The organism is Paenibacillus sp. H1-7, assembly GCF_022354825.1.
Classification (GTDB): domain Bacteria; phylum Bacillota; class Bacilli; order Paenibacillales; family NBRC-103111; genus Paenibacillus_S.
On record NZ_CP031168.1, the window covers coordinates 3,822,530 to 3,836,279 of the forward strand.

Sequence of the window (13,750 nt, forward strand, 5' to 3'; positions counted from 1 at the left end):
GTAAGTGCTCAACATGCAGTAAACAAGAAAGCTCAGTTTCTTGTAACTTATTATGGATATTACAGATCCGGAAGGGTGGTTATTATGAATCCATTAGTTGATGTAGGAATTATCGGCGGCGGGCCTGCCGGCTTGAGTGCAGCATTGGTGCTGGTTAGGGCTAGAAAAAGCGTGATTGTCATTGATGAAGGGCGTCCGCGCAATCGGGTTACCCGCGAGTCTCATGGGTTTCTTACCCGAGACGGCATTCAGCCAGGTGAGCTTCGGCGAATTGCGAAGGAACAGATATCCGCATATCCTGGCATCCAGTTTGTAGAGGATACCGCTGTATCCGTCACCGGCTCCGATGGTAACTTTCTGATACAGACCGGCCGGGGAGAGGAGTACCGGTGCAAAAAAGTGCTTTTTGCCTCAGGAATGAAGGACCTGCCGGTAGAAATAAACGGATTGTCTGACGTGTACGGCAAAAGCGCCTTTGTCTGCCCGTATTGCGATGGATGGGAGCTTAGAGACCGGCCGCTCGTAGTCATCGTCAAAGGAGCGAAGGCTCTGCATCTGGCGAAAATGCTGTCCGGGTGGACCGACCGGTATACCGTCTGCACGAATGGTCCTGATGAGTTGACGGATGAACAACGCGAGGAGCTGAAGCAGCATGGCGTGCCAGTGCTCAATTCACCGATCAAGCAGATCGAATCGGTTGACGGCATGGTACAGCAGGTTGTATTGGAGGACGGTACGGCAGTGCCGTGCACGGGAATCTTCTTCGCTCCGAAGCTTGCTGCAGGCTCTGACTTGCCGAAGGCGCTGGGCTGCAAAGTGGCGGATTCAGGAATGGTAGTGGTCGACGGCTTGGGCAAAACGAACGTTCCCGGCGTCTATAGCGCAGGTGATGCGGCATCGGAGCTGTATCAGGTGGTAAACGCCGCATCATTAGGGTCATTAACTGGAATGGGAATCAATCATGACTTGATTTCAGAAGCCTGGTACAGCGATGACAAAGCGATATAATGATTAGTGCAGAGTCTTGAAGGCCAAAAAAGGATATATATTATAAGTTGGCCTGGCCGCAGCAGTTTTATTCCAAAAACTACTGTTTTTCCGCCAAATTGTTACACGAAAGGGAAGCTTGAATCCTCAGGCTTCTCTTTTTTTTGTCGAATAGAAGAGAAGGAATTCCAAGTGCTTCGCTAGAATTAATAAATGTGAAAGCGTTAAATTGATAAGAGCCGCATAGTATTAATGCATTTTCAGGCATATTGCCTGTTCAAATTTTGGACAAATGATTGTGTCGAAAAAATGTACTTTCGCCCTGACCTATTGCAAAGAGTGAAATCTTCAAAAAACTGTCGAAGGAGCTGGGTATTAGCCGGAAAATGCCGGGAAAAACGCTGATTTAAGTGTGCTAATTATCAAAATCATACCTTTTCGGAATTTGTAAATGCATTTATCAGGATTACTTATGAATCTTATAAGGTCATTCTAATTGACCTGTTTGGCTTGCTGTGTTAGGTTCAATATATCTAAAGATTAAGAAGATAAGTTTACTGGGAATTAAATATTACTACTGGGGTGGATATTGTTGGAACTTCAAGTAACGAACAGTCCTTTTAGTCAGGAGCAGGCAGAGCTGCTCAATCGTCTTCTGCCTACTTTAACGGAATCGCAACGCATTTGGTTAAGCGGATACTTAACGGCGCTTCAAGGCGCTGCAGCCGCGGCAGCACCAGCCGGAGCACCCGCAGCCGTCGCAGCGGCTAGCACACCTTCCGTCTCCAAGGAAGTAACCGTGCTCTTCGGATCACAGACCGGCAAGAGCCAAGGCTTGGCAAAGAAGATGTCGAAAAAGCTCGAGGGACGCGGGTTTCAAGTATCGCTCTCCTCAATGAGCGACTTCAAAACGAGCGGCTTGAAAAAAGTGCAAAACCTGCTTATTTGCGTGAGCACGCATGGCGAAGGAGATCCTCCGGATAACGCGCTTCCTTTCTATGAGTTCCTTCACAGCAAACGGGCGCCGAAGCTGGATGGCTTGCGTTTCTCCGTCCTGGCATTGGGCGACACGTCCTATGAATTTTTCTGTAAGACGGGCAAGGATTTCGACCAGCGCTTGGAAGAGCTCGGCGGAACACGGATTGCGCAGCGCGTAGACTGTGACGTTGATTTCGATGAGGCCGCTGCCGAATGGATGGAGAGTGTATTGGGCTCTCTCAGTGAGACTTCGGGGACTGTATCGAGTCCGGCAAGCAATGCAGGCGCTGCTGCAGCGAGCGACACGGCATCGGAATATTCGAGAACGAATCCATTCCAAGCCGAGGTTCTTGAGAATTTAAATTTGAACGGCCGCGGTTCCGATCGTGAGACCCGCCACGTTGAGCTATCCCTCGAAGGTTCCAACCTTCAGTATGAGCCGGGGGATTGCCTCGGTATCATTCCGGAAAATGACCCTCGTCTTGTAAGCGAGCTTATCGCCGCAATGGGGTGGAAGCCGGAGGAACAGGTTACAATTAATAAAAATGGCGATAAACTGTCCGTACAAGAGGCATTGCTGCGTCATTATGAAATTTCCGTTTTGACCAAACCATTGCTGGAGCAAGCAGCCAAGCTTTCTTCGAGCAGCTCGCTCAAAGAGCTTGTAGAACCAGGACATGAGCAGGGGCTGAAAGCCTATATTAAAGAACGGGATCTTCTGGATTTGGTTCAGGACCACTCTTTTAAGGGAGTGTCGGCGGCAGAATTCGTCTCCATCCTGAGAAAAATGCCGGCTCGCTTGTACTCGATCTCGAGCAGCTCCAAGGCGTCTCCGGAAGAGGTGCACATTACGGTTCGCGCCGTGCGGTACGAGTCGCATGGACGCGAGAGATACGGCGTCTGCTCCGTTCAGCTTGCCGAAAGGGTACAATTGGGCGACAAGCTGCCGGTATTCATTCAAAACAACCCGAACTTCAAGCTTCCGGAAAGTCAGGATACGCCTATCATTATGATCGGACCAGGTACGGGCGTAGCGCCGTTCAGAGCCTTCTTGGCTGAGCGGGAAGAGACCGGAGCGGAAGGCAAGACATGGCTGTTCTACGGAGACCAGCACTTCACCACCGATTTCCTGTATCAAATCGAATGGCAGCGCTGGATGAAAGCGGGAGTATTGACACGTATGGATGTTGCCTTCTCCCGGGATACGGACAAGAAAGTATACGTTCAGCATAGAATGCTCGAGAAGAGCAAGGAGCTGTACCAATGGCTGCAAGAAGGCGCGAATGTATACGTCTGCGGCGACGAGAAGAAGATGGCGCACGACGTACATGCAACGCTGCTGACCATCCTCGAACAAGAGGGCGGCTTCAGTCCGGACGAAGCGGCGGAATATTTGAGCCGCATGCAGCAGCAAAAACGGTACCAGCGGGATGTTTACTAAGCACGATTCCTGAAGAAAAGAGGAGAAAGCAGCATGTCAGATAATAACTTACTGTCACCGAACAGTGCTCCGCACAGTGACGTAGAAGAGATCAAACGCAGAACGAATTACCTACGGGGCAGCCTTGCAGAGACGTTGGAAGACGTCCTCACGGGCTCTATCCCGGAAGACGATAACCGCTTGATGAAATTTCACGGCAGCTACATGCAGGACGACCGGGATTTGCGCAACGAGCGTCATAAGCAGAAGCTGGAGCCTGCTTATCAATTCATGCTTCGCGTACGCGCGGCGGGCGGAGTCGTTACATCGGATCAATGGCTGATGATGGACCGCATCGCGCAAAACTATGCGAACGGCACGATCCGCTTGACTACCCGTCAATCGTTCCAATTGCATGGCGTATTGAAATGGAACATGAAGAAGACGATCCGCGAAGTGAACGACGCCTTGCTGAGCACATTGGCGGCTTGCGGCGACGTTAACCGTAACGTCATGTGCAACCCGAACCCGTATCAATCGGAGGTTCATTCCGAAGTATACGAGTGGGCGCGCAGAATCAGCAATCATCTCGATCCTCGGACTAGAGCGTATCATGAAATTTGGCTCGACGGTGAGAAGATCGTTGATAGCCAAGATAACGACGTAGAACAAGAGCCAATTTACGGTAAAGTGTATTTGCCGCGTAAATTTAAAATTGGTATGGCGGTACCGCCGTCCAACGACGTCGACGTATTCTCCCAAGACTTGGGATACATTGCAATTATTGAAGACGGACGTCTGGTTGGCTTCAACGTTACAGTAGGCGGAGGAATGGGGATGACCCATGGAGACCCGCTGACGTATCCTCAAGTGGCACAGGTGATCGGCTTCTGCACACCGGAGCAAGTCGTTGATGTTGCGGAGAAAACCGTTACGATCCAGAGAGACTACGGCGACCGCTCCGTCCGTAAGCACGCACGCTTTAAATATACGATTGATGACCGCGGTATCGATTGGTTCATTGAAGAATTGAGCAGCCGTCTCGGCTGGAAGCTGGAAGCGGCGCGTCCGTATACATTTGAACATAACGGAGACCGTTATGGCTGGGTTAAGGGAAGCAACGGAAAATGGCATTTCACGTTGTTCATCCAAAATGGCCGCGTTATGGATGAAGGCGACTATTTGCTGATGACCGGTCTTAGAGAAATTGCCAAGATTCATACCGGTGACTTCCGCCTGACTCCGAACCAGAACCTGATTATCGGCAATGTAAGCAGCCAGAAGAAGAAAAAGATTGAAGATTTAATTAAGGAATACGGCCTCTCCGATGGAGTACAGCATACGGCCTTGCAAAGAAATTCCATGGCCTGTGTAGCTTTGCCAACCTGTGGAATGGCGATGGCCGAGGCGGAGCGCTATCTTCCGGAATTGCTGCAAAAAATCGAGCCTATGCTCAATGAGGCCGGTTTGCGCGAGGACGATATCGTGATTCGGATGACAGGCTGCCCGAATGGCTGCGCGCGTCCGATGCTGGCAGAGCTTGCGTTCATCGGTAAAGCACCGGGCAAGTACAATATGTACTTGGGAGGCGGCTTCGCCGGAGACCGTCTGAATAAGCTTTACAAAGAAAACATCGGCGAAACGGAAATTTTGGAGTCGCTGCAGCCGATCATTACCCAATATGCCAAAGAACGGCATGAGGGCGAGCATTTTGGCGATTTCACTATCCGTGCCGGCTATGTCAAAGAAGTTCGCTCCGGTCAAGATTTTCATTCATAATCCATCAAGCTTGATTACAAACGAAGTGGCTCCCCTAGGGATTCACTTCGTTTTTTCTTGTCCCCAGGCAATGTTCTCTTTCTATCAAAAAAGAAACGCTTGCTCCGAAAAACAATAACACCTCCAATCCACAGTAGTGGAGGAGGTGTTATGTCGTTAAGATCATTCATCGTAATCTTCTATAATGATCGTAATCGTATTGGAGCGGACTTCCCCGGAATAGCTTCTTCCATCCAACTCATAACGATATGCTGCCACCATATAGCGATGAATACGGTGGGAAGCGTCATCCTCCTTTACCAAGATCTTATAACAGATGGTCACCTCTTGATTCGGGTGAATGATTCCGAGCGAAACGGTACCGTTAATCATTACGAGGCCGCCGCTGACCCCGGACCATCTCAAGCTTCCCGCCACGTAAGAAGTATTGGCCGGAATAAGCTCAGACAGGACTACTCCCGCAGGCCAGTTCCCCACATTGACTGTAACAACCTTGCATTCAGTTGTACATCCGATTTCGACAACGGAAGGGTCAACTTCAGCATGTAGCTGAAGGATCGGGACGACCAACGCGGTCACCACCGTATTGGAATCATCCGTTAATTGAATGAGCCGCCCGTCGGGTAACCGGAACGTATAGTAGACTTCGGCTAGATTGGTTATCAACGGCTTCTGGATCGTTACGGTAGATGGAATTTGGACTTCATAGGTCACAACCGACTGTGAGTCTGCCGTTAAGGTTCCAAGCGGAAGACGATCGGAAGGCTGGGCACCTCTTTGTAGAACACCGTTGATATAAATACTGTTCCATACGAACAATGTGTTATCCGGTACGGTAATTTCCAGCTCTGCATCCACAGCAAGTGTTCTATTGTTTCGGACAACGATTGTATATTTCAGCGTATCGCTGATTGTAGCCCGGACATAGTTAACGGTGGTGACAACTTGCAGGCCAGCGGCATAGGCTTGAATGGTTACCGTATTGGTCTCCAAGCTGTAAGATCCTCCACCGACGTTATAGGACACGGTTGCTTGACTAAGGAATGACTCTGACGGCGGGATTTGGACGACTTGCATACGGAACGAAATCTTGACTGATGCCCCTGGGGCAACCGATGCAACCGGAATGCCTATCTCAGGATTCAATGTGGGAGCAATCATATCGTTGATAACGACGCTGCCCTGAATGAACAGCATGCCTGGAGGCACAGGCATTTTCATGATGACATTGGATATAGCCGTGTTCCCCTCGTTCACAATGACCGTTTCGTAAGTAACGATATCTCCGACAAAGGTAGTATTGGTGCTTGCACTAAGGCGTGCCGAAACAAAAAAAGGTTTCACCGGAATGTTGACGATGTTGGACGGTTCGCTTCCCGTTACGACTCTGTCATCGTCGGCTTGGAAGGAATACCTCGCTACGGCCTGATTACTCAACTGAAGATCCGCGGGGATGGAGACCACGATGACTTGAAAGACGATCGTTATAGTGCCGTTGACTTGCAGTGTGCCGGCTGGAATCCCACTGCCCGGGCTGATGCCGGGAAGCGGGATTCCATTGAGCAGCACGCTGTTTGCAATTAACGAAGTTCCTTCCGGAATCGTATCGAATACTGTCAGCTGCGCATCTTTATTACCGGTGTTGGTCATAACGATCCGGTAAGTAATCGACTGACCGAGCGATGCTTCCGTTTCGACGGATGATTTAGTGACAGTAAGAATGGGACCGACCAACGGTGTGACAACGGTGTTGGAGTAAGATACCTGCTCTGTGCCGGAGGTGTTGAAACGAACCAGGGATTGGTTTTGCAGCAATGGGTTCGTTCCGTCGGGCATCATATTGTCGTAACCTCGACCTTGAAGGTTACCGTAGAGAAAGTACCGTTAACAATGGTGCCGACTTGGATCCCGGTATTCGGATTGCCGGATCTTGATTCTCCGTTAACGGTAACACTGCCTGGAACGAAGACCGTTCCTGCCGGAACAGGGTCAATCATAACCACGTTGTTCACCGGTTCGATGCCATTGTTGCTGATCACAATCGTGTACGTAATGATGTCTCCGACTACGGCATCGACGGCATCCGTACTTTTCGCTACGTTGACATTCGGCGCGGAAACAGGGATGACCAGCACATTCGAATTGACGGTGCCTGTCAAAACCCGACCGTCCGGAGGTGAATACGTGTAGTTGGCGGTTGCCTGGTTAACCAATTGCTGCGGTGAAGGAAGAGCTTCCACCGTAACCTCGAGTGTAACCAATACGTTCACGGTTGTTCCTGCAGGTACGACCCCCAACGAAATCCCTGTCCTTGGATCGGCACCCGGCTGAGGAACGTCGTTCACAATGACGCTGTTGGGAACAAATGCGGTTCCGGCCGGAATGACATCCGTTACGGTTATCGTAGCGGCCAAATTACCGGTATTGGTTACATTGAGCATATATACGACCGTATCTCCAACCGTGGCATTGGTCGTGTTCGCACTCTTGGTTATTGCGACGATCGGCTGATAGACAGGGATAACAAGGGTGTTGGAGAACGTCGTGCCAGAGAACGCGCCGGAAGTAAAGCTGACGGAAGCTTGGTTGCTAAGCTGTGCAGGGCTCGGCAGCGCGTCGACGACGACGCTGAACGTGACGTTAACTGTAACTCCAGGAGCGATGGTATTCAGCAATATGCCTGTAGTAGGGCTGACACCCGGCTGCTGGACTTCGTTCACCTTCACGCTATTGGTCACGAAGCTGGAACCTGCCGGAATCGGATCGGTAACGACGACGTTGTTCACGTTCTCGATGCCACTGTTGGTTACAGCGATTTTGTAAACGATGGTATCTCCTACGACGGCATCTGTCGATAACGAGCTTTTCACCGCGGCGACGTTAGGCGCCGATACGGCAATGAGAGTCGTATTGGAGCTGAACGATCCGCCTGACGAGCGTCCGTCCGGAAGCGTAAAGGCGAAAGTGCCCGTTGCTTGGTTGGACAGCTGCTGGTTGGGCGGCAAGGATACGATCACAACGGAGAACGTGACCGTAGCTTCGGTTGTGATCACTCCAAGCGGAATTCCGGCTGACGGGTCCGCGCCTGGAATCGGTGAGCCGTTCAGCAGGACGCTATTGGGAACCAGCGAGGCTCCAACCGGAATCGTATCGGTTAACGTGACCGTAGCGCCGATGTTGCCCGTATTATTCAATTTGATTTGGTAAACAATGGTATCTCCTACGGTTGCTACGGATGTATTCGCGCTTTTGACCGCATTAAAGAACGCCTGATACACCGGTGTCGTAACGGTATTGGAGAATGTTACGGCAGAGAACGCTCCGGACGTAAAGCTTACCGAAGATTGATTATTTAATTGGGCAGGCGAAGGCAAAGAGATCACAGTAACGTTGAAAGCTACTGTAACGGTATCACCTGAATCGATGGAGCCGATCGAAATGCCGGTCGCCGGATTAGCTCCTGCTCGTGAAATCCCGTCAACGGTCACGGTCCCGGGCACTAGAGCGGTCCCGTTAGGAAGCGGATCCGTGAACACGACACTATTGACCGCTTCTATGCCGGTATTGGTCATTTTGGTAGTATAGACGATAACGTCTCCTACGTACGTTGCCGTTGTAGGGGTAGTTTTGACGACATTGACATTAGGCGCCGATACCGGCATCGTAACCGTATTAGACTGTACGGAACCGCTGTGCGGAGTTCCGTCAGGCAGAGTAAAGGAGTAAGCGGCGGTCCCCTGATTTACGAGCTGCTGCGGGTTCGGCAAGCTGGTAATGATCACGGAGAACATGACACTCGCGGTAGTGCCCCCCGGAACCGAAGCTATAGGGATTCCAGCGGAAGGATCGGTACCAGCGAGAGATGAGCCGTTAACGATGACGCTGTTCGGGACGAACGTAGTCCCGGCAGGAATCGTATCGGTTATTACAACAGAGGCTCCGTAGTTCCCGGTGTTGTTGACAAGAAGCGTGTATGTCAGCGTATCTCCGACTGTAGCAATGGTTATGCTTGCGCTTTTGACCACGGAGAGGATCGGCTGGAAGACGGGCGTTAACAGCGTGTTCGAGAAGGTAACCCCGGAAAAAACGCCTGATGTAAAGGTGACCGCAGCTTGATTGCTTAATTGGCCGGTTGAAGGTATCGCATTGACGAGGATGCTGAAACCGACCGTAACGAAACCGGATGACGGGATTGGCGATAAAGCAATGCCTGTTGTCGGATTTCCAGGAACGGATGACCCGTTAATCGTTACGCTGCCGGGAACAAAGGACGATCCGGCAGGCGGTGCATCCGTAAATAGCACATTATTGATTGTGACGAGTCCGTCATTACGGACCAGCACGGAGTAAGTGACGGTATCGCCTACCGCTGCTGCCGTTGTGGTTGTGCTCTTGGCCACCGTAACATTGGTTGCGGATACCGGGAACGTGACCGTGTTCGAGACGGCCGAACCCGTTAATGGCCTGCCGTCAGGAGGCGTGTACGTGTAGGTGGACGACGCTGTGTTGCTGAGCTGCTGAGGGGTCGGCAAAGAGGTGACGACCACGGAGAAGCTGACGTTCACATTCGTTCCGGGCGCTACAGAGCCAACGGCAATCCCTGAGACAGGGGAGCTGCCCGGCTGAGGAACGACTCCGACAATAACGCTGTTCTCGCTGAAGATCGTGCCCGGTGGAATCGTATCCGTTAGCGTTACGACAGCCGGCAGATTCCCGGAATTGCTCACATTGACGGTATAGGTAACCGTATCGCCGATGGTCGCGTTGCTGGTGCTGGCGCTTTTCACCAGCGCAATTTGCGGTTGGGTAACCGGTGTGACGGTAACGTTGGATGAAGAGGACCCGGAGAACGTACCGGATGTAAAGCTGACCGTGGACTGATTGTTAATCTGGGATGGAATCGGCATTAATATCTTCACCTCGAATGTTACGGTAGCCGCCGTGCTGGGAGCCAGGGTACCGATTGGGATGCCGGTGGACGGATTTGCGGAAGGCCGAGGGGAGCCATTCACAAGTACGCTTCCGGTGATGAAGCTTACATTCTCAGGAAGAACATCGCTGAGAATGATATTATTGACGTTCGCAATGCCGTTATTGCTAACCACCGATGTATAGGTAAGCGTATCGCCGGTAACGACATTCGGCGCGCTGGCGGTTTTTTTGACGCTGACGTTCGGCGGCGAAACGGGAATCGTAACCGTATTGGAAGCCGCCGAGCCCGAGAAGGGTCTGGAATCAGGCAAAACATACGAATAAGATGCCGACGCCGTATTCACCAGCTTCTGTGTTGCCGGTAAAGAATGAATCGTACAGACGAAGGTCACGGTTACGGTTGTGCCCGCAGCCACCGAACCGACCGGAATACCGGTAACCGGGCTGACATCCGGAATAGGATTATTGTCAATAATGACGCTATTGTCTACGAAGACGGCTCCGTCCGGGATATTGTCCGTTAAGGTTACAGCGGCGGGATAGTTGCCCGTATTGCTGATTTGTACCACATAATTGTATGTATCACCGACGGTAGCATTGGAAGTGCTGGCGCTTTTCACCAAGGAAATGACAGGCTGGTATACCGGCGTGACGATAGTTTCCGACAACGACGTTCCGGAGAAGGAACCGGATGTAAAGCTAGCGCTTGCTCTGTTGCGAAGCTGCGCCGGATTCAGCAACGCGGTGACTTGGATCTGAAAAGTAATCGTGACCGTAATTCCTGCATTGACGGTTCCTATTGTTATTCCAGCCGCCGGGTTGGCGCTCGGCGCAGTGCTTCCATTAATCGTAACGCTACCGGCTGCAAACACGGCTCCGGCAGGAATAGGATCCGTTACGACAACGTTATTGACTGCTGCAATACCATTGTTCTTTATGACAATCGTATAGGTGAGCGTATCGCCAACCGTTGCGGCGGTACCATTTACCGACTTGCTTACGGTTAGGTTGGGGGCCGACGCCGGAATCGTAACGGTGTTGGAGCTGCTGGAGCCGGATAGTCCTCGACCGCTCGGCAGCTGATAGCTATAGCTGCCAACCGCTTGGTTGACGATGGAAGGCGGAGACGGCAGCGAGTTCAGTACAACCTGGAACGTTACGTTTACCGGTGTTCCCGTTGTTACCGCTCCCAGAGCAATTCCGGTTACTGGGGATGCTCCGGGTACTGAGGCTCCATTGACCGTGACACTGCCGGCAACGAACGCCGTACCCGATGGAATATTGTCGGTCAAAGTGACTTGAGCGGCAATATTTCCGGTATTGCTGACGGCGACCGAATACGTGATCGTATCTCCTACGGTCGCATTGGATGTACTGGCGCTTTTGGTCAGTCCTATGACCGGTACATAGACCGGTGTCGTCGTGCTGTTCGATAAGCTGATCCCCGAAAAAGAGCCCGAGCTGTACGATACCGTCGATTGATTGACCAGCTGCGCCGGATTTGGAAGAGAGCTTACGGTTACCCGAAAAGTGACGGTGGATGAGCTTCCTGCGGTAATGAGCCCGACCGGGATGCCGCTGCCGGGATTGGCCGTAGGCTTGGCGACCCCGCCGACGATGACACTGCCTGCAACCAGGGTCGTGCCCGCTGGTATCAAATCGGTCAGCACAACATTGCTGACAGCCTCAATCCCGTTGTTGGTAATGACCGAGGTGTATGTTAACGTGTCGCCGACCGTGGCATCCGGAAGGCTGACGCTCTTGACTACGCTCACACTCGGCAGCCGTACCGGGATCGTCAAAGTGTTCGATGACGCGGATCCGCTGACGGTTCTGCCGTCCGGCGGATTATATGTATACGATGCCGTCGCCTGATCCACGAGCTGAGGAGGGGAGGGCAGCGAGTTCACCTGCACCTGGAACGTTACGGTTACTGTGCCGCCTGCCGTCACAGTGCCGATAGCGACTCCTGCCGCAGGATTAGCGCCGCTAATGACGACTCCATTGACTCGGAAGCTGTTGGTAACAAAGCTGCTGCCAGCTGGAATATTATCGGTGATCGTAGTTACAGCTCCGATGTTACCGGTATTGGAGATCGACAACGTATAGGTAACCAGATTCCCGACGGTTGCGTTTGCCGTACTCCCGGTCTTTGTAATTGTAAGCACGGGAGAGTAGACGGTTATCGGGAGCGAATTGGATGGAACCACTCCCGAAATGGTAGGCCCTCCGGCAACGCTTTGAAACGAAAATGCCGCATTCGCCGTATTCACTAGCTGCTGGCTGCTCGGCAAGGATGTCACCGAAGCGCGGTAAGTAACCGTAACCGAGCTGCTGAGGTTCACCGTCCCGAGCGGTGCCCCTGCCGTAATATCATATGTAGGACGGCTGACTCCAGCTACGGTGACACTGCCGTTGACGAAGGTCAACCCGCCTGGCAGCACATCGGACAGAACGACGCTGGATGCATTGGCCGTACCGGTGTTGCTTATCGTTACCGTATAGGTAATCGTATCTCCGACAATGACGCCCGACACATTGGCGCTTTTGACCAAAGTGATTTTCGGAGCATTAATATCGACCTGAATCGCGTTCCCGTTGACGACATACGCATCGCCCGATGTAGTCAGGCTTAGAACGGCGGATGATTGAGTGTTGACAAGGCGTGCCGATACATCAACGTTGGTGATGTCCCAGCCCTGACGTCCCCCGATAATGTTAGTACCCGGGGTACCATTAGTCTGGTTGCGGTTGCCGAATGTACCTGTCATGTCCAGCTGACCGGCGTCGTTGTTAATCTGCGAAGCGAAGAAGTTGTTGGCAAAATTGTTCGGACCGGATAAAGCTACGAGCGAAGAGGAGGTAGGCCCGAACAGCGCTTGATCCCCGGTCCGATTCGCATCCCCTTCCTGTGCGCTGAATAAGGCGCGTCCTCCTAAGGGGCCAGAGAGTGGCGTGGCAAATCCGGTCAATGTCGTGTTGACGGGGCCGGAGTTAGCCTGTACGAGTACGGCGCCCGCCCGGATGGACATGTTTCGGAACGGGAGCAAGCCGTTCTGATAGATAACGCCCAAGGTCCATCCGGCATGATTGGCCGTCGGATCTCCGGTGACGACGATGGTTCCGACTACACCGCCCGTCGTGTAAGTTCCTGCTCCCCCTTGCTGAACAATGGTAGTGACATTGGCTGATCGCACATAGGCGAACGCCCCGTTTCCCAAATCGACCTGATTGCTTGTGGCCGAATCCGGGGTAATACTGAAGGTTCCGGCGGGATTTATTAGCGTAACCGGATTGTTGATGGCGGAGCTTAAATTGACATTGCCGTTAATGTAGGATCCGCCCCAGATCAGCTCCGCATATAATACGGTGCTGCCGGCTGGAAGCGTGAGAATGGCCGACGAGCTGTTGCTTTGATACAGGCTGGTTGTGCCGTTCGGATACGTGCCGAAAACACTTGACGTATTCGTTGTTGTGAAAGCGCCAATGCTGTCCTGCGTTCCCGGCGTGCCGGAATTATCGGATCGGCTCAGTCCCATCGTATTCCCGGTAAACGTGATCGCTCCAGTTGCATTGAACGTAGCGCGAACAATAAGAGGAATTGATGTCACCCCCTTACAGTACAAAATAGAGTTTTGCAGCAAGTAAAACGGG

5 protein-coding genes are annotated in these 13,750 nt (G+C 52.1%); 3 read left to right on the forward strand and 2 right to left on the reverse strand.

From position 1 onward, the window contains the following. Nucleotides 1-84 precede the first annotated feature (84 nt). The 3 genes from DVH26_RS17020 (at nt 85) to cysI (ending at nt 5,164) form a co-directional block, all read left to right on the forward strand. Nucleotides 85-1,008, forward strand: coding sequence for an NAD(P)/FAD-dependent oxidoreductase (locus DVH26_RS17020; protein WP_239634958.1), 924 nt, complete (start codon nt 85-87; stop codon nt 1,006-1,008). A 571-nt stretch (nt 1,009-1,579) separates the two neighbouring features. Continuing rightward, nucleotides 1,580-3,406 carry an assimilatory sulfite reductase (NADPH) flavoprotein subunit gene (locus DVH26_RS17025; protein WP_239634959.1) on the forward strand — a complete coding sequence of 609 codons (1,827 nt, stop codon included), beginning with the start codon at nt 1,580-1,582 and terminating at the stop codon, nt 3,404-3,406. A 33-nt stretch (nt 3,407-3,439) separates the two neighbouring features. Next, nucleotides 3,440-5,164 (forward strand): assimilatory sulfite reductase (NADPH) hemoprotein subunit, encoded by a 1,725-nt coding sequence (cysI, locus tag DVH26_RS17030; protein ID WP_239634960.1) that lies wholly within the window; start codon nt 3,440-3,442, stop codon nt 5,162-5,164. 162 nt (nt 5,165-5,326) lie between these two features. On the opposite strand, the gene DVH26_RS17035 is transcribed toward cysI, so the two are convergent. Continuing rightward, entirely contained in the window at nt 5,327-7,003 is a 1,677-nt protein-coding gene (locus DVH26_RS17035) for a DUF11 domain-containing protein (protein ID WP_239634961.1), read from the reverse strand. After that, nucleotides 7,000-13,707, reverse strand: coding sequence for a DUF7507 domain-containing protein (locus DVH26_RS17040; RefSeq protein WP_239634962.1), 6,708 nt, complete (start codon nt 13,705-13,707; stop codon nt 7,000-7,002). Before DVH26_RS17040 ends, DVH26_RS17035 begins: the two co-directional genes overlap by 4 nt. Between the last annotated feature and the right edge of the window lie 43 nt (nt 13,708-13,750).